This window comes from Burkholderia diffusa, from assembly GCF_902499115.1.
Taxonomy (GTDB): Bacteria; Pseudomonadota; Gammaproteobacteria; order Burkholderiales; family Burkholderiaceae; genus Burkholderia; species Burkholderia diffusa.
Window position 1 is genome coordinate 65,884 of record NZ_CABVPN010000035.1, and the last position, 16,259, is coordinate 82,142.

16 protein-coding genes and 1 pseudogene are annotated in these 16,259 nt (G+C 65.4%); 10 read left to right on the plus strand and 7 right to left on the minus strand.

What is annotated here, in order from left to right:
- Window positions 1–2 precede the first annotated feature (2 nt).
- The 7 genes and pseudogenes from ispH to BTE28158_RS28800 all read left to right on the plus strand — a co-directional run bounded on the left by ispH (window position 3) and on the right by BTE28158_RS28800 (window position 6,906).
- Window positions 3–983, plus strand: a complete 981-nt coding sequence (gene ispH / locus BTE28158_RS28770; RefSeq protein ID WP_059603948.1) for a 4-hydroxy-3-methylbut-2-enyl diphosphate reductase — start codon at window positions 3–5, stop codon at window positions 981–983.
- A 270-nt stretch (window positions 984–1,253) separates the two neighbouring features.
- Window positions 1,254–2,092, plus strand: a pseudogene (locus BTE28158_RS28775) (branched-chain amino acid ABC transporter).
- Between the two features lie 210 nt (window positions 2,093–2,302).
- On the plus strand, window positions 2,303–3,253 hold the full coding sequence (locus BTE28158_RS28780; protein ID WP_151048322.1) for a branched-chain amino acid ABC transporter permease: 951 nt from the start codon (window positions 2,303–2,305) through the stop codon (window positions 3,251–3,253).
- 19 nt (window positions 3,254–3,272) lie between these two features.
- Window positions 3,273–4,442 (plus strand): ABC transporter permease subunit, encoded by a 1,170-nt coding sequence (locus BTE28158_RS28785; RefSeq protein ID WP_151048321.1) that lies wholly within the window; start codon window positions 3,273–3,275, stop codon window positions 4,440–4,442.
- A 24-nt stretch (window positions 4,443–4,466) separates the two neighbouring features.
- Window positions 4,467–5,243 carry an ABC transporter ATP-binding protein gene (locus BTE28158_RS28790; protein WP_011352945.1) on the plus strand — a complete coding sequence of 259 codons (777 nt, stop codon included), beginning with the start codon at window positions 4,467–4,469 and terminating at the stop codon, window positions 5,241–5,243.
- The gene (locus BTE28158_RS28795) at window positions 5,243–5,959 is read left to right on the plus strand and encodes an ABC transporter ATP-binding protein (protein WP_059603937.1); all 717 of its coding nucleotides are present in this window, start codon (window positions 5,243–5,245) and stop codon (window positions 5,957–5,959) included. Before BTE28158_RS28790 ends, BTE28158_RS28795 begins: the two co-directional genes overlap by 1 nt.
- Before the next feature lie 275 nt (window positions 5,960–6,234).
- The gene (locus BTE28158_RS28800) at window positions 6,235–6,906 is read left to right on the plus strand and encodes a DUF2278 family protein (RefSeq protein ID WP_151048320.1); all 672 of its coding nucleotides are present in this window, start codon (window positions 6,235–6,237) and stop codon (window positions 6,904–6,906) included.
- 18 nt (window positions 6,907–6,924) lie between these two features.
- Here BTE28158_RS28800 and BTE28158_RS28805 read toward each other — a convergent pair whose 3' ends face one another.
- The 3 genes from BTE28158_RS28805 to BTE28158_RS28815 all read right to left on the minus strand — a co-directional run bounded on the left by BTE28158_RS28805 (window position 6,925) and on the right by BTE28158_RS28815 (window position 9,904).
- Window positions 6,925–7,380, minus strand: coding sequence for a GNAT family acetyltransferase (locus BTE28158_RS28805; RefSeq protein WP_151048319.1), 456 nt, complete (start codon window positions 7,378–7,380; stop codon window positions 6,925–6,927).
- Window positions 7,381–7,393: 13 nt separating this feature from the next.
- Window positions 7,394–8,578 carry an acetylornithine transaminase gene (locus BTE28158_RS28810; RefSeq protein WP_124621558.1) on the minus strand — a complete coding sequence of 395 codons (1,185 nt, stop codon included), beginning with the start codon at window positions 8,576–8,578 and terminating at the stop codon, window positions 7,394–7,396.
- A gap of 294 nt (window positions 8,579–8,872) precedes the next feature.
- On the minus strand, window positions 8,873–9,904 hold the full coding sequence (locus BTE28158_RS28815) for a CDP-6-deoxy-delta-3,4-glucoseen reductase (RefSeq protein WP_059527685.1): 1,032 nt from the start codon (window positions 9,902–9,904) through the stop codon (window positions 8,873–8,875).
- Between the two features lie 105 nt (window positions 9,905–10,009).
- Between BTE28158_RS28815 and BTE28158_RS28820 the strand changes: the two genes are divergently transcribed.
- A complete protein-coding gene (locus BTE28158_RS28820; RefSeq protein WP_151048318.1) occupies window positions 10,010–11,047 on the plus strand; it encodes an NAD-dependent epimerase/dehydratase family protein in 1,038 nt (345 codons plus the stop codon).
- Here the strand turns inward: BTE28158_RS28820 and BTE28158_RS28825 are convergent.
- Together BTE28158_RS28825 and BTE28158_RS28830 are read right to left on the minus strand one after the other, a co-directional pair.
- Window positions 11,030–11,218: a hypothetical protein gene (locus BTE28158_RS28825; protein WP_059682071.1), complete on the minus strand. Its 189-nt coding sequence runs from the start codon at window positions 11,216–11,218 to the stop codon at window positions 11,030–11,032. The genes BTE28158_RS28820 and BTE28158_RS28825 overlap by 18 nt on opposite strands.
- Window positions 11,219–11,323: 105 nt before the next feature.
- On the minus strand, window positions 11,324–12,040 hold the full coding sequence (locus BTE28158_RS28830; protein WP_059682068.1) for a pseudouridine synthase: 717 nt from the start codon (window positions 12,038–12,040) through the stop codon (window positions 11,324–11,326).
- Window positions 12,041–12,232: 192 nt separating this feature from the next.
- Between BTE28158_RS28830 and BTE28158_RS28835 the strand changes: the two genes are divergently transcribed.
- Both BTE28158_RS28835 and BTE28158_RS28840 read left to right on the plus strand, forming a co-directional pair.
- Window positions 12,233–13,006 carry an SDR family oxidoreductase gene (locus tag BTE28158_RS28835; protein ID WP_059603913.1) on the plus strand — a complete coding sequence of 258 codons (774 nt, stop codon included), beginning with the start codon at window positions 12,233–12,235 and terminating at the stop codon, window positions 13,004–13,006.
- A gap of 179 nt (window positions 13,007–13,185) precedes the next feature.
- Window positions 13,186–14,115 (plus strand): LysR family transcriptional regulator, encoded by a 930-nt coding sequence (locus BTE28158_RS28840; RefSeq protein ID WP_151048317.1) that lies wholly within the window; start codon window positions 13,186–13,188, stop codon window positions 14,113–14,115.
- A 250-nt stretch (window positions 14,116–14,365) separates the two neighbouring features.
- Here BTE28158_RS28840 and BTE28158_RS28845 read toward each other — a convergent pair whose 3' ends face one another.
- Window positions 14,366–14,536: a hypothetical protein gene (locus tag BTE28158_RS28845; protein WP_170296404.1), complete on the minus strand. Its 171-nt coding sequence runs from the start codon at window positions 14,534–14,536 to the stop codon at window positions 14,366–14,368.
- Between the two features lie 915 nt (window positions 14,537–15,451).
- Window positions 15,452–15,964: a hypothetical protein gene (locus BTE28158_RS28850; RefSeq protein ID WP_151048316.1), complete on the minus strand. Its 513-nt coding sequence runs from the start codon at window positions 15,962–15,964 to the stop codon at window positions 15,452–15,454.
- Between the last annotated feature and the right edge of the window lie 295 nt (window positions 15,965–16,259).

Genomic DNA, 16,259 nt, shown 5'->3' on the forward strand with positions numbered 1-16,259 from the left:
TCATGAGCACCACCGATACGCTGTCCGGGCAGACCGTCGCCGCCGATGCCGAAATCCTGCTGGCCCAGCCGCGTGGCTTCTGCGCGGGCGTCGATCGTGCGATCGAGATCGTCGAGCGCGCGATCGCGATGCACGGTGCGCCGATCTACGTCCGTCACGAGATCGTCCACAACAAGTACGTGGTCGAGGATCTGAAGAAGAAAGGCGCGATCTTCGTCGAGGAACTCGAGGAAGTGCCGGCCGGCAACACCGTGATCTTCAGCGCGCACGGCGTGTCGAAGGCCGTGCGCGACGAGGCGGACGTGCGCGGGTTGCGCATTTACGATGCAACGTGCCCGCTCGTCACGAAGGTGCACGTCGAAGTGGCGAAGATGCGCCAGGACGGTGTCGACATCGTGATGATCGGCCACAAGGGCCACCCGGAAGTCGAGGGCACGATGGGGCAGGTCGAGCGCGGCATGCATCTCGTCGAAAGCGTCGAGGACGTGCAGAAGCTCGAGCTCGCCGATCCCGAGCGCATCGCACTCGTCACGCAGACGACGCTGTCCGTCGACGACGCCGCCGAGATCATCGGCGCGCTGAAGGCGAAGTATCCGAAGATTCGCGAACCGAAGAAACAGGACATCTGCTACGCGACGCAGAACCGCCAGGATGCAGTGAAGTTCATGGCGCCGCAGTGCGACGTCGTGATCGTCGTCGGCAGCCCGAACAGCTCGAATTCGAGCCGGCTGCGTGAAGTGGCCGAGAAGCGTGGCGTGGCCGCGTACATGGTCGACGCACCGGACCAGATCGATCCGGCATGGGTCGCCGGCAAGCGCCGCATCGGCGTGACGGCCGGGGCATCGGCGCCGGAAGTGCTCGCCCAGGCCGTGATCGCGCGGCTGCGTGAGCTGGGTGTGCGCAACGTCCGCGCACTCGAAGGCATCGAGGAAAACGTGTCGTTTCCGCTGCCGCGCGGGCTGAACCTGCCGCCTGCCGCCTGATTGCCGCATCGCACCCGCGATACCCCGAAGCGCGCCGTTTGGCGCGCTTTTTTTTGCGTTGCGAAAACGAGATCGCAACCATTATTCACATCAATGGTGCAACCCGGTTGCTATCGCCGCGCTGAACCGTCTCTCAAAATTGGTTGCAATGCAGGAAAACCCCATCGAATCAGGATTATTGGCGTCCTATAAATGGAGTTACAATGCGCCCGTTTTCAGGCCGGAATGGCTTTGAAATCGGGTTTTGGCAAGGCGCGGGAGACCTACTCGATGCATGTGAAGTTGGCTTACGCCATGTCCGTCGCCGCACCGGTTGCAATGACTGCCGGCTGCAGCAAAAAGAGCGACGACGAGGCGAGCAGGGACGCTGCGGCACGCGCAGCACTGGCAGCCAGCGACGTGCGCGCTGCCGGAACCGGTCGAGCGGTGCCATTGGTGTGCCGCATTGCGCAATCGGACAGTGACAAGGACTACGGGGCACGTTTGGCGATCGAGGAAATCAACGCGCAGGGCTCGAAGATCGGCATGCATTCGGTACGGCGGGCAGCACGCGCCGGCGCCGCCGCCATCGACCGGGCGACGGGCCTGCAGATTGTCCGACAACGAGCCGCGGACCGCGATGCGGCAACGGCAGGGCGCGTCGAACGACGGACGCCCGGGTTTCGGGGCAACGCAGGCGACGTGCAGATGTCACGGGTCCCCTTTCATTTCGATTCGACGAAACAGCGTGTCGCCGCGACCCATCGCGTCGCGGCGGGCGGTCTGCTTCGTTTCACGGATTCCGACGCAGTCCTGACGAGAGTCGGGCGCCACCTTCGCGATGCCGGTTCGGGCGCCGCGGGGGCGGCGGCGGACGGCCCGCTTGCAGCGCAGGCGACGGCGTCCGGCATCGGAGCGCAAACCCTTGGCGACAACGGCATGTGCGTCGCCAAGGTGGTCGAGCCCGCGGGCGACGCGGCGCGCAACCTGATCTGTCCGGATGCAGGGTTCGTCCCGGCCCGGACGGAAAAAGGCATGGCGTTCGGGAAACCGGACACCGGCCGTTGCGGCACGTGCCCTACGACTTCAAGGAGGCCAAGTACACCGTCCTCGATGTCGTGACGATTTAGCGACGGGACTCATGATGGCACCGAAACAGTGCGGTGCCGTTCTGTATCCGCTCCGGCGGCAGGTCCGGCCGTACAGGCCGGGCGGCGCGCGCCGGGACGATCCACCCTTACCGGTATCGACTAGTACCCGCAGTGTCGCCGAGAAGGCGCGATTCCTCGCTTACCCGCGGGGCGCAACGTCCTCCGGCAGCATGGGCCAAGGAGCTTTAAATGGATATTTTCATCCAGCAGATCCTCAACGGGCTGGTGCTCGGCAGTGTCTACGCCATCATCGCGTTGGGCTACACGATGGTGTACGGCATTCTCGGCATCATCAACTTCGCGCACGGCGACGTGCTGATGATCGGCGCGATGGTCGCCCTGTCGGCGATCACCGTGCTGCAGAACCACTTCCCCGGACTCGGCAACGTCGCGACGCTGACGATCGGCCTTGGCATCGCCGCGGTCGTCTGCGCATGCGTGGGCTACACGATCGAGCGTGTCGCGTACCGGCCGCTGCGCCGCGCGCCGCGTCTCGCCCCGCTGATCACCGCGATCGGCGTGTCGATCCTGCTGCAGACGGCCGCGATGATCATCTGGTCGCGCAACCCGCTGCCGTTCCCGCAATTGCTGCCGACCGATCCGATCAACGTGATCAAGGCGACCGACACGACGCCCGGCGCCGTGATCTCGGTGACTGAAATCGTGATCATCGCGGTGGCGTTCATCGTGATGGCAGGTCTCCTGCTGCTCGTGCACAAGACCAAGCTCGGCCGCGCGATGCGTGCGATCGCCGAAAGCCCGAACACCGCGAGCCTGATGGGCGTGAACCCGAACTTCGTGATCTCGGCGACGTTCATGATCGGCTCCGCGCTCGCCGCGCTGGCCGGCGTGATGATCGCGTCCGAATACGGCAACGTGCACTTCTACATGGGCTTCATCCCCGGCATGAAGGCGTTCACGGCGGCGGTGCTCGGCGGGATCGGCAACCTCGGCGGCGCGATGGTCGGCGGCGTGGTGCTCGGCCTGATCGAGCAGCTCGGCGCGGGCTACATCGGCGACCTCACGGGCGGCGTATTCGGCAGTAACTACCAGGACGTGTTCGCATTCATCGTGCTGATCATCGTGCTGGTGTTCCGTCCGTCGGGCCTGCTGGGCGAACGTGTCGCGGACCGCGCGTAACGGAAGGGGAGCAAACAACATGACATCCATTCAACCGATCGAATCCTCGACGTCGCTCGTCGAAGAACGCAACACGGCCAAGACCGTCATCATCGGCATCCTGACCGCGGCCTTCGTGATCGCGGCGCCGATCATCATCGGCTCGGCAGGCGGCAATTACTGGGTCCGCGTGCTCGACTTCGCGATGCTGTACGTGATGCTCGCGCTGGGGCTGAACGTGGTGGTCGGCTTCGCCGGCCTGCTCGACCTCGGCTACATCGCGTTCTACGCGGTGGGCGCGTATACGGCGGCACTGCTGAGCTCGCCGCACCTGACCTCGCAGTTCGAGTGGATCGCGGCGCTCGCGCCGAACGGCCTGCACATCCCGTTCCTGATCATCGTGCCGATCGCGATGGCGCTGGCGGCGACCTTCGGGATCCTGCTCGGCGCGCCGACGCTGCGCCTGCGCGGCGACTACCTGGCGATCGTCACGCTCGGCTTCGGTGAAATCGTCCGGATCTTCATGAACAACCTCGACCGTCCGGTGAACATCACCAACGGCCCGAAGGGGATCACGGGCATCGATCCGGTGCACATCGGCGGCTTCAACCTGTCGCAGACGCACTCACTGTTCGGCTTCCAGCTGCCGTCCGTGTACATGTACTACTACCTGTTCGTGCTGTGCTCGCTGCTGGTGATCTGGGTGTGTACGCGCCTGCAGCACTCGCGTATCGGCCGCGCTTGGGCCGCGATCCGCGAGGACGAAATCGCGGCGAAGGCGATGGGCATCAACACCCGTAACGTGAAGCTGCTCGCGTTCGCGATGGGCGCGTCGTTCGGCGGCCTGTCGGGCTCGATGTTCGGCGCGTTCCAGGGCTTCGTGTCGCCCGAGTCGTTCACGTTCTGGGAATCGATCGTCGTGCTCGCCTGCGTGGTGCTCGGCGGCATGGGCCACATCCCGGGCGTGATCCTGGGCGCGGTGCTCCTCGCGATCTTCCCGGAATTCCTGCGCTCGACGATGAGCCCGCTGCAGCATGCGATTTTCGGTCACGACATCGTCGATACCGAAGTGATCCGTCAGGCGCTGTACGGCCTCGCGATGGTCATCATCATGCTGTACCGCTCGGAAGGCCTGTGGCCGGCGCCGAAGCATGAGGACAAGATCGCGAAACTGGCGAAGCGCAACAGCAAGAAGCCGGTGCGCGCTTAACCAACGGACAAGGGGATATCACACATGAGCGACAAGCAAATCCGACTGTCCGTCAAAGGCGTGAACAAGCGCTTCGGCGGCTTGCAGGCACTGTCCGACGTCGGCCTCGAGATCAAGGAAGGCGAGATCTACGGCCTGATCGGCCCTAACGGCGCCGGCAAGACGACGTTCTTCAACGTGATCACGGGCCTTTACACGCCGGACTCCGGCGAGTTCAAGCTCGACGGCACGGAATACAAGCCGACCGCGGTGCACCAGGTCGCGAAGACGGGCATCGCGCGCACGTTCCAGAACATTCGACTGTTCGGCGGGATGACCGCGCTCGAGAACGTGATGGTGGGCCGCCACGTGCGGACCAAGCACGGGCTGCTCGGCGCGGTGTTCCAGACGCCGGCGGAACGCCAGGAAGAGCGTGAGATCAAGGAGCGCGCGATCGAGCTGCTCGAATACGTGGGCGTGCTGCAGTACGCGGACTACACGTCGCGCAACCTGTCGTACGGCCACCAGCGCCGGCTGGAAATCGCCCGCGCGCTGGCGACCGACCCGAAGCTGCTCGCGCTCGACGAGCCGGCGGCCGGGATGAACGCGACCGAGAAGGTCGAACTCACGCGCCTGCTCGACAAGATCCGCTCGGACGGCCGCACGATTCTCCTGATCGAGCACGACGTGAAGCTCGTGATGGGGCTGTGCAACCGGATGACGGTGCTCGATTACGGCAAGGTGATCGCCGAGGGTCTGCCGCAGGACGTGCAGAAGAATCCGAAGGTGATTGAGGCATATCTCGGCGCAGGGGTGCACTGATGGCAGCGGCAATGTTGAAAATCAAGGGCTTGCAGGTCAACTACGGCGGCATCCAGGCCGTCAAGGGCGTTGACATGGAAGTCCGCCAGGGCGAACTCGTGACGCTGATTGGCGCGAACGGTGCCGGCAAGACCACGACGATGAAGGCGATCACGGGTCTCAAGCCGTATTCGGCGGGTGACATCGAGTACGACGGCAAGTCGATCAAGGGCGTGCCGTCGCACGAACTGCTCAAACGCGGGCTCGCGATGGTGCCGGAAGGCCGCGGGATCTTCGCGCGGATGTCGATCATCGAGAACATGCAGATGGGCGCGTACCTGCGCAACGACAAGGAGCAGATCAAGAAGGACGTCGACCGGATGTTCGGCTTCTTCCCGCGTCTCAAGGAGCGTGCGACGCAGCTCGCGGGCACGCTGTCGGGCGGCGAGCAGCAGATGCTGGCGATGTCGCGCGCGATCCTGAGCAAGCCGAAGCTGCTGCTGCTCGACGAGCCGTCGATGGGGCTGTCGCCGATCATGGTCGAGAAGATCTTCGAAGTGGTTCGCGAGATCTCGAAGGAGGGCATCACGGTGCTGCTGGTCGAGCAGAACGCACGCCTCGCGCTGCAGGCGGCCGACCGCGGTTATGTGATGGACTCGGGTGTGGTCACGATGGAAGGCGATGCGAAGCAGATGCTCGACGATCCGAAGGTGCGGGCCGCGTATCTGGGTGAATGAGCGGGCCCGGTGTGGCGCGGCGGCGGATGCCGGCGTGCCGCACAAGGGCTTCGAAAGGCTGTCACGGGATGCCGTGACAGCTTTTTTTTCGTGCGGCGCGCCCGGCGACGAACTGTGCGTGCGGAGGCGACTCCATTCATTCGGCGGTGACGCCGACCATGCGGTGCGCGACTCGGTAGCAGGCCGTCCGCAACCGGCCGTCCGCGACCGGCCGTCCGCAAACCGACACGCGGGCTGCGTAGCATGGTCGATCCATCGGGACACGGAGAGCACGCATGAGTCTGGACTACGGTTTCGTGAAGGCGAAGGTGACGTCGGTGGCGCGGCTGAAGGGCTCGCCGCACGGCGGCGAGATCCAGTATCACATCCACCTGACGCTCGCATTGCCGACCGGCGACTGGGACGTCGCGATCAACGTCGGCACCAACGACTCGGACGACCTGCTGAACTACAAGCTCGTCTACGATTTCCATCATCCGGTCACGGCGACGCTCGCGGCCGCGGCCGAAGGCTACAACGATCTCACCGGGCAAACCGCGCTGCCGGCGCTCGACTATCTGCGCAGCGACATCCTGAACGAGACCGGGGCATGGCGCGCGAGCGCCGTGATGGACGGCACCGAAAACGCGGAGCCGATCCCGTCTCTGCTGCGGCTCGTCAACGCCGCGCAGTCGCAGGGGCTCGACGTCGTCGTGTTCGGCCGCACGTATTCGGAAGGCAACGGCATCCACGACACGCACATGAACCAGGGTTCGACGGGCTCGAACTACCTGCACCGCGCGGGCGACGACCACAACGATCACAACGACGTGTGGCAGGACGGCGCGCTGATCGTGCGCGTGAGCGAGACGCAATGGGCCGCGTATTTCGCGGCGTTCGAGCAGCAGGCCGTGCCGACCGACGCGCTCGGCAATCCGCTGCCGGACGCGGGGCCGATCACGCGCTGATGGGGGCTGCCGGCGGCGTCAGGCGGCCGGCAGCGTCTTGCCGAACGAGATGCGTTCCTCGACGCGATAGCCGAGCGCCGCATAGAAGCGGCACGCATCGTCGTTGCCAGGCAGCACCTGCAGATTGATCTTGAGGCAGCCGCGCGCGGCGAGCGCGCGTTCCGCATGCGCGATCAGCGCGCGGCCGATGCCGAGTCGCCGAGCATCGTTCGACACGCCGAACGAGTAAAGCCAGCCGCGATGACCGTCGAAACCCGCCATCAGCGTGCCGACGACCCGCGCGCCGCTGGTCGCGACGAAGAACAGTTCCGGCTGCGTCGCGAGCTTCAGCTCGATCGATCGCAGCGGATCGCGGTGCGGCGGCGCGCCGGCTTCGTCGTAGTGCGGGAACGCGTCGCGCCAAACCGCGAGCACGGCATCGGTGTCGGCGCGTTCGAACGGGCGGATAGCAACAGCCTCGGCGGCGGCATCCATCGCGGCGGTCTCCTCAGAGCGTGTCGAGAATCGACCGCAGCATCGCCATCATCTGGTCGATTTCCTCGGTCGTGACGTTCAGCGCGGGCATGAAGCGCAGCAGGTTCGGGCGCGCCGCGTTCAGCAGCAGGCCGTCGGGCTGCATGTCGCGCGCCTTCTCGACGATCTGCGGGCCGATATCCTTGCCGAGCAGCAGCGCGCGCAGCAGGCCTTCGCCGCGTTCGCCTTCGAAACCGCGCTCTTCCGACAGCTCGAGCAGCTTGCGCTTCAGGTATTCGCTGCGCTCACGCACGCCTTCGAGGAAACCGGGCGCGACGAGCTGCGAGATCACCGAATAGCCGACCGCCGTCATCAGCGGGTTGCCGTTGTAGGTGCCGCCCTGGTCGCCGGCCTCGAACACCGCGACGTCGGCCTTCGACAGCAGCGCGCCGAGCGGTGCGCCGCCGCCGATGCCCTTCGCGAGCGTCATGATGTCCGGCTCGATGCCCGACAGCTCGTACGCGAACAGCGTGCCCGCGCGGCCGCAGCCGCTCTGCACTTCGTCGACGATCAGCAGCAGGTCGTGCTGCTTCGTCAGCGCACGCAGCGCCTGCATGAATTCACGCGTCGCCGGAATCACGCCGCCTTCGCCCTGGATCGGCTCGAGCATCACCGCGACGGTCTTGTCGGTGATCAGCTTCTCGACCGAGTTGATGTCGTTCAGCTCGGCCTTCGGGAATCCCGGCACCTGCGGTGCGTAGATCGTGTCCCAGCCCGGCTTGCCGCTGGCCGACATCGTCGCGAGCGTGCGGCCGTGGAAGCTGTGGTCGAACGTGATGATCTCGTACGCGCCGTTCTTGAACTTGCGGCCCCACTTGCGCGCGAGCTTGATCGCGCCTTCGTTCGCTTCCGCGCCGCTGTTCGTGAAGAACACCTTGTCGAACACGCTGTGCTGCGTCAGCAGCCCCGCGAGCTTCGCCATCGGCTCGTTGTAGAACGCGGGCGACGGGTTCAGCAGCTTCTCCGCCTGCGTCTTCAGCGCTTCGACGATGCCGTCGTTGCAGTGGCCGAGGCTGTTGACGGCCCAGCCCTGAATGAAGTCCAGATAGCGCTTGCCCGTGTGATCGTAGAGCCACGAACCCTTGCCGTGCGTAAACACGATGTCGGGGCGGTTCGTGATGTACATCAGCGAGTCGATCGGGTAATCGTTCAGGGGCATGACAGCAGACTCCAGCGGACGTTGAAAGGGAAACGGGCAATAAAAAAGCCACGGGAGGCCGTGGCTGGTAGGTCGAACAGCTTGTGCGTAACCGGTGAAGCGGAGGAGGGTTACGCGCGAGTCCGTGACGAGCCGGCGGCATCCGGGCGGAGCGGCGAGCGGCGACGTCGGAGAGCGGACAGGAAGCGGTTCATGTGCGCAAGCATAAGGCATCCCGCGCCCCACTGTAAACCGCCGCGATGCCACGAATGTGTCACGGCGGCGCGCAGGAGAGGACGCGGGCGTGCCCGGTGCTCAGACCGGATGCGCGAGATCGGCGGCGCTCGTGAACGAGTCCGCGTAGAACTCGTCGGCCGGCAGCGCGTGGTGCTGGGTGAAGTCGCGCTGCGCGGATTCGACCATCACCGGCGCGCCGCATGCGTACACCTGGTGGCCCGACAGATCGGGCAGGTCCTCGATCACCGCGCGGTGGACGAAGCCGGTGCGGCCGGTCCACTGGTCGGCGTCGTCCGGCTCGGACAGCACCGGCACGTACTTGAAGTTCGGGATCTCGCGCGCCCATTGCTCGGCGAGCTCGCCGAGGTAGATGTCCTTCTTGCGGCGTGCGCCCCAATAGAGCGTCATCGGGCGCGTGATGCCCGAATGCCTGACGTGCTCGATGATCGCCTTGATCGGCGCGAAGCCGGTGCCGGACGCGAGCAGCACGATCGGCTTGTCGGAATCCTCGCGCAGGAAGAACGTGCCGAGCGGGCCTTCGAAGCGCAGGATGTCGCGCTCCTTCATCGCGCCGAACACGTGGTCGGTGAACTTGCCGCCCGGCATGTGGCGGATGTGCAGCTCGATCGGGCCTTCCTCGTGCGGCGCATTCGCCATCGAGTAGCTGCGGCGCGAGCCGTCCTTCAGGATGAACTCGACGTATTGGCCCGCGAGGTATTGCAGGCGCTCGTTGGCGGGCAACTGCAGCTTCACGACCATCACGTCGTCGGCGCGGCGCTCGAGCGCCGCGATCCGGCACGGCAGCTTCTTCACCTGCACGCCGTCGACGCCGGCGATTTCGCGCACGTCGATCTCGAGGTCGCATTGCGCCTTCGAACAGCAGAGCAGCGCGAGGCCGCGCGTACGTTCGTCGTTGGACAGTGCCGACGCGGCGTGCGGGCCCTGTTCGATCTGGCCCGACACGATCTGGCCCTTGCAGGAGCCGCACGCGCCGTTCTTGCATCCGTACGGCAGATGGACGTTCTGGCGCAGCGCCGCCGCCAGCACGGTTTCGTCCGACTCGACCTGGAACTGCCGGCCGCTTTGCTTGAGAGTAACGTTGAATGCCATAGAACCAAATAGAACAAAATGTGGGGACCGTGCATGTCGGCACGGCAGCTACAATGCAAACCCGTTGCGCGCCGCGCAACGGTGGCTACTGATTTCGCAACCAACATGATCGCGATTCGAATCCTGCGCCGGCCGCGCGTACTGATCGTCGGCTGCGGCGACGTCGGCCTGCGCTGCGTCGCGCAATGGCGCGCCGCGCGCCGCAACCTGCGCATTGTCGCGCTGACGAGCCATCCGGGCCGCTGCGACGAATTGCGCGCGGCAGGCGCGACGCCGATCGTCGGCGACCTCGATCGCCGGGCGACGCTCGGACGTCTAGCGGGGCTCGCCCGCACGATCCTGCATCTCGCGCCGCCGCAATCCGACGGCCGCGACGATCGCCGCACCCGCGCGCTGATCGCCGCATTGTCCGTGCCTGCACGGCGGCCATCCGCACCGCCGGTGTCGTCCGTCGGCCGGCTCCGCACGCTGCGTGCCGCGACCCGACAGGCCGGCGTGCCGGTGCGGGCAGCGCGTATTGTACCCGACGCCCTTCGCGCGCCGACGCTCGTCTACGCCAGCACGACGGGCGTATACGGCGATTGCGGCGGGGCGCGAATCGACGAAACGCAGCCGCTGCGCCCCGCGAATCCGCGCGCGTTCCGGCGCGTGTCGGCCGAGCGTCAGCTGCGGGCGGCCACGGTGCGCGGCGTGCTGTCCGCGCGCATCGTGCGCATTCCCGGCATCTACGCGGCGAACCGGCTGCCGCTCGCGCGGCTCGAGCGCGGCACACCGGCGCTCGACGCGGCCGACGACGTCTACACGAACCATATCCACGCGGACGATCTCGCGGCGATCCTGCGGCGCGCGGCCGTGCGCGGCAAGCCGGCGCGCGCCGTGCATGCGTCGGACGACAGCGAACTGCGGATGGGAGAGTATTTCGACCGGGTCGCGCAGGCGTTCGGCCTGCCGCTGCCGCCGCGGATCAGTCGCGCGGACGCCGAGCATCGGCTCGAGCCGACGCTCCTGTCGTTCATGCGCGAGTCGCGGCGCCTGTCCAATGCGCGGCTCAAGGCCGAATTGTGCGTGACGTTGCGCTATCCGACCGTAGACGAATTCCTTCAAACGGTCGCGCCGCGCGGCGCGTCAGGTCAGCGCCGGTAACGCCTCGATCAGCAGGAAGCACAGCAACGCGCCGATCAGCGCGCCGATCAGGTTCGGATGATACTTGTGCTTCATGTGCATCGTGGCCAGCAGCCCGCCGATCACGATGGCACCCACGATCGCGAACGCGATCGTCACGTACGACAGTTCGAAAGAATGGTTGATGTTCATGATGTCTCCCCTGCATCGCTGCTCGTACAGCTTGTGATTTCAGTATAGCGGGGGATCGTGCGGCCGCGACGCGGCCGGACACCGAACGGTCGTGCGGATTTTCCCTTACAGGGTTTTGACGGAATGGCGCAGTGCTGAAAGGTCGTCTTCCCCGAGCCAGCGCCATGCGCCGGGCGCCAGGTCGTCCGGCAGCGTGAAGCCGCCGATGCTTTCTCGGTGCAGCGCCTCGACGCGGTTGCTGGCCGCGGCGACCATGCGCTTCACTTGATGATATTTGCCTTCGAGGACGGTCAGCGCGAGCGCGTGCGTGTCGCGCGCGTCGGCGGCGACCGCCGCGATCGGCTTCGGCTCGCCGTGGAGCTGCACGCCGGCGCGCAGCGCGTCCAGTTGGGCGTCGTCGAGCGGGTGGCGCACGGTCGCGACGTAGGTCTTCGGCACTTTGCGCTTCGGCGACGTGTACGCGTGCACGAACTGGCCGTCGTCGGACAGCAGGAGCAGGCCCGTCGTGTCCTGGTCGAGGCGGCCGACGCACTGCACGCCGCGTGCGACGAGCGGCGCGGGCAGCAGGCTGAACACGCTCGCATGGTGTTGCGGCTCGCGCGAGCACTCGTAGCCGGCCGGCTTGTTGAGCGCGAGATACGCGCGGGCGTGGAACGGCCAGGCGGTATCGTCGACCGTGAACACGAGGCCGTCGGTGTCGAACGACGCGTCGGGGTCGGTCGCGCTCGCGCCCGCGACGGTGACGCGGCCCGTTTCGATCAGTCCGCGGCACTGGCGGCGCGAGCCGAAGCCCTGCGTGTAGAGAATGCTTTCGAGATCCATAGCGCGCGCATTCTATCAAGCGGCGCGCCGGCGTCGGCACGAATTTCGCCGCCCCTGTCGGTGGGGCAGCCCACCATTCCGGATGCCTGATTGGATCGTTTTTCTGGATAATCCATCCAGCCATGCCCGGCTGACCGGCGCGTCGCGCGTGCCTACACTCCTAGCTTCATTCAATGCAAAAAGGAGTCAACCGTGGCTACTCACACGCTCGCAGACAAGGTCGTCCTGATCGCAGGCGGCGCCAAGAATCTCGGCGGCTTGATCGCCCGGGATCTGGCCGGCCACGGTGCGAAGGCGGTGGCGATTCACTACAACAGCGCGGCGTCGCAGGCGCAGGCCGAAGAGACGGCCGCCGCCGTGCGCGCGGCCGGCGCGCAAGCTGCGACGTTCCAGGCCGACCTGACGACGGCCGCCGCGGTCGAGAAGCTGTTCGGCGACGCGAAGCAGCGCTTCGGCAAGATCGACATCGCGATCAATACCGTCGGCAAGGTGTTGAAGAAGCCGATCACCGAAATCTCCGAGGCCGAATACGACGAGATGTTCGCGGTAAACAGCAAGTCCGCATTCTTCTTCATCAAGGAAGCGGGGCGGCACCTCGAGGATCACGGCAAGCTCGTCACGCTCGTGACGTCGCTGCTCGGCGCGTTCACGCCGTTCTATGCGGCCTACGAAGGATCGAAGGCGCCCGTCGAGCACTTCACGCGCGCGGCGTCGAAAGAATACGGCGCGCGCGGCATCTCGGTGACGGCGGTCGGGCCGGGCCCGATGGACACGCCGTTCTTCTACCCGGCCGAGGGCGCCGACGCGGTCGCGTATCACAAGACGGCGGCTGCGCTGTCGCCGTTCAGCAAGACGGGCCTCACCGATATCGAGGACGTCGTGCCGTTCATCCGCCATCTCGTGACCGACGGCTGGTGGATCACCGGCCAGACGATCCTGATCAACGGCGGCTATACGACCAAGTAACGGGCCGTGCCGGCGGTCGTCGCGTGCGCGCGGCGATCCGCAATGGACCGTTTGCATGGACAATGGGCGGGCGCGCGGGCACAAGGCCGCGCGCCCGTTTTTTCTGTGCCGCCGGGATCGGCCGCGACGCGCGGCGCTTGGCGGTGACGGTCGTCCGAACCCACGTTTTCCGCCCGCCGATGGACAAGCTGGATCAGGTCAGAATCTTCCTTCAGGTTGCCGAGATGGGCAGCTTCATCAAGGCCGCGCATGCGCTCGACGTGCCGCGCGCGACGGTGTCGGCCGCTGTCCAGCAGCTCGAGGCCGCGCTCGGCACGCGCTTGTTGCACCGTACGACGCGGCAGGTGCAGCTGACGGCCGACGGCGCGCTGCTGCTGGAGCGCGGCCGGCGCCTGCTCGCGGAAGCCGACGAGCTCGACCGGCTGTTCCGGCGCCGCGATCGCGACGTGATCGGGCGGCTGAACGTCGATGTGCCGAGCCGGATCGCGCGCCGAGTGATCGCGCCCGCGCTGCCGTCGCTGTTTCGCCGCTACCCGAAGCTGCAACTGTCGCTCGGCTCGACGGACCGCTCGATCGATCTCGTGCAGGAGGGCGTCGATTGCGCAATCCGGGTCGGGCGGCTCGCGGACAGCAGCCTCGTCGTGCGGCCGCTCGGGCAGTTCGCGCTGATCAACTGCGCGAGCCCCGACTACCTGCGCGAATGCGGCGTGCCCGAGCACCCCGATGCGCTCGCGCACGGGCACTGGGCGATCGGCTATGCGTCACCGACGACCGGCCGCGAGCTCCGCTGGGAATACTGCGCGGACGGCGGCCACCACACACTGGCGCTGCCGAGCCGCGTGGCGGTCAACAACGCCGAAACCTATATCGCGAGTTGCATTGCCGGGATGGGGCTGATCCAGATTCCGCGCTTCGACGTCGTGCATCTGCTCGACAGCGGGGCATTGGTCGAGGTGATGCCCGGCCATCGGGCCGCGCCGATGGACGTGTCGGCCGTCTATCCGCATCGCCGGCACCGGTCGAGACGGCTCAACGCGTTCATCGAATGGTTCGCGGAGTTGATGGCGGATGCGTTGAACGACAAGGGCGCGACCGCGACCGGCGACTGAAAAGGGCGCCGCGCCCGCCCGCGCCGACTGCGATCGACGGCGGCATTCGACAGGTATTGCGGTATTGCGACCGGCGCGCGCCTTCAGCCCGGTCGGCTGGGAAGCCGTGGTCGAAACGCTGGCCGCGCGCGGCTACCGCGTGCTCGCCCCGCGTTGCGCGGCTTCGCGCCGACCCGCTTTCGCGACCCGCGGTTCTGCGAGCAGGGCTGAACGCGCGGCGCGCGCGTGGGGGCGAGGTCGGTCGAGCCGGTCACTCGGTGCGGTGGGGAATGTTGTCCGGGAACGGGTAGGGCGCATGCGGCCCGGGCCAGTCGGGCACGGGTGGCTGGCGGAGCAGGTCGCATCCGCCCAGCATGATCGACAGCAGCGCGACGAGCATGCCTCGGCCAATCCGGCTCGAAAAGAGGACGCGCGTGGACATGGGGCCTCCGTGCTTGCGTGTCCTGATACTTGGACTGCCGAGGGAGGGCGCGCGTTGCAGTGTGCGATGCGCGCGGGAAAAAACGCGCGGGAAAAAACAAAAAACCCGCGAAGCGGCGAGCTTGCGCGGGTTTCGACAGGTGCAGCGCATGACGCTGCGAAATACTGGTGCCAGGGCCGGAATGAAATAATTCTCTGTGATGCCCGTAGTGTAAGGGCATTGCTTGTTGGGTGTTACTGAGTTGCCCCCAGAGTTGCCCCCCGCGCTTCTGGCAGCCGCAGAATTCATATCGCTCTGCTGCGTGTGCCGTTCGGGCGAGGTCGTTCAGAAGATACCGACGGGCGTATCGGCGTAGGCTCGATCAGTCGAAGGCCCGTGCCGTGCGGAACGTTGCTGTGCAGCCGGAAGCAAAAATATTTGGAGATTTGGAGATAGACGGTTGTATCGGCCTGTAAGCCTTGTCTGGTAAGGCTGTGGTTATCTCCAAGTCTATCTCCAAAGTACACATTTTCTTGGAGATAAAGTTGGAGACAGACTGCTGAGCTATGGCGTCCGCACGACGACGTTGAGAGTTGCCCTGCCTTCTGGAACGCTGCGCGCAAAGAACGCCCCGCGCGCCCACACCCCCGAGCCGGCGTTACGCTAGAAAGTTACTTTGCAACCGTCGCATCACGTCAGTGATTGGCACGAGCAAGCGCGGCATAATCGCGACAAGATTGATTCGGGGACTGGCCATGACAAACGCCGCAGTGCTATCGGCAGTGCTTGCCGCGCTCGCATCCGGCTTATTCGCCCTAGTTGGCGTGGTGATTACGTCGACATTTGCTCAAAGCGCGAACACGCAGCCCTGTGACGCACGACCGGCGCAGATCGACCCCAAGCGGACGTTGGTGAGGCCATAGCGAAGGCTCGTTGCTAGTTGAGCGGATCAATGAAAACGATTTCTCGCTGGCATTGGCTAATTCTGGCCATGTAATTGGCAGGTTTGAGTACGTCAAGGCCGACAAGATTGGCGAGCGCGACCCCGCGCAATTGGATTAGGGTGGAGGTCAGGTTGTATGGGTCCGGAACCAGGGATATGTTCGTTGAATTTTGCCAAGCCGCAAATACTGCGCGGACCCACGTCATGACAGTCGTTGCCTCAACCTGCGTCAAAGGGTCGAGACGCTCCATTTCTGTAACGGTGTACGGCTTGTTCGACGCCGCGTTGAATGCGCCAGCTGGTTTGCTGTGGCAGTAAAAGACCGGGAATTTTGACGAAGGGAAGTGGAGGGCATGCGTCACGAAGACGTCGTAAGCGGAATCTTGCCCAAACTTAACGATTCGATCTCCAGTCTGGCTTACGAGTACGGTTGCCCCGATGGCAGAGGCGTTGTTTGAGACATACTGATATCCGTTTTGTATGTATTGTTGGATGTGGTTGTTCATACGCTCTAAGCGTCGGCTTGTGTTGTGTTAATCGGCGGCCAGTTTAGCCTATCGGGATCGGGCGAATAGTCTGTTACCGTCGGCGGCGCGTCAGCATGTTTGGAATTCGGTGATATTTCGGGGCGGGAAAGTGACTGGCTGTCCTGGCGGATGAGAGACATGACGCACTTTTGAGTGCTGCCGTTTGGGCAATGCGGACCGATATCCAACCCGGAACCGAGCCTATCCAGTCTTTTGTGTGTGAGGCATAAACTGACGGCCAAGGAGCCACTTTTATGCCACGCAAACGCAAGGA

Coding starts and splice junctions, on each gene's coding strand:
- BTE28158_RS28810 (WP_124621558.1), bottom strand. CDS start 8,578: ATGCCCCTGAACGATTACCCGATCGACTCGCTGATGTACATCACGAAC.
- BTE28158_RS28790 (WP_011352945.1), top strand. CDS start 4,467: ATGAGCGACAAGCAAATCCGACTGTCCGTCAAAGGCGTGAACAAGCGC.
- BTE28158_RS28805 (WP_151048319.1), bottom strand. CDS start 7,380: ATGGATGCCGCCGCCGAGGCTGTTGCTATCCGCCCGTTCGAACGCGCC.
- BTE28158_RS28815 (WP_059527685.1), bottom strand. CDS start 9,904: ATGGCATTCAACGTTACTCTCAAGCAAAGCGGCCGGCAGTTCCAGGTC.
- BTE28158_RS28845 (WP_170296404.1), bottom strand. CDS start 14,536: ATGTCCACGCGCGTCCTCTTTTCGAGCCGGATTGGCCGAGGCATGCTC.
- BTE28158_RS28780 (WP_151048322.1), top strand. CDS start 2,303: ATGGATATTTTCATCCAGCAGATCCTCAACGGGCTGGTGCTCGGCAGT.
- BTE28158_RS28840 (WP_151048317.1), top strand. CDS start 13,186: ATGGACAAGCTGGATCAGGTCAGAATCTTCCTTCAGGTTGCCGAGATG.
- BTE28158_RS28785 (WP_151048321.1), top strand. CDS start 3,273: ATGACATCCATTCAACCGATCGAATCCTCGACGTCGCTCGTCGAAGAA.
- ispH (WP_059603948.1), top strand. CDS start 3: ATGAGCACCACCGATACGCTGTCCGGGCAGACCGTCGCCGCCGATGCC.
- BTE28158_RS28795 (WP_059603937.1), top strand. CDS start 5,243: ATGGCAGCGGCAATGTTGAAAATCAAGGGCTTGCAGGTCAACTACGGC.
- BTE28158_RS28825 (WP_059682071.1), bottom strand. CDS start 11,218: ATGAACATCAACCATTCTTTCGAACTGTCGTACGTGACGATCGCGTTC.
- BTE28158_RS28850 (WP_151048316.1), bottom strand. CDS start 15,964: ATGAACAACCACATCCAACAATACATACAAAACGGATATCAGTATGTC.
- BTE28158_RS28800 (WP_151048320.1), top strand. CDS start 6,235: ATGAGTCTGGACTACGGTTTCGTGAAGGCGAAGGTGACGTCGGTGGCG.
- BTE28158_RS28830 (WP_059682068.1), bottom strand. CDS start 12,040: ATGGATCTCGAAAGCATTCTCTACACGCAGGGCTTCGGCTCGCGCCGC.
- BTE28158_RS28820 (WP_151048318.1), top strand. CDS start 10,010: ATGATCGCGATTCGAATCCTGCGCCGGCCGCGCGTACTGATCGTCGGC.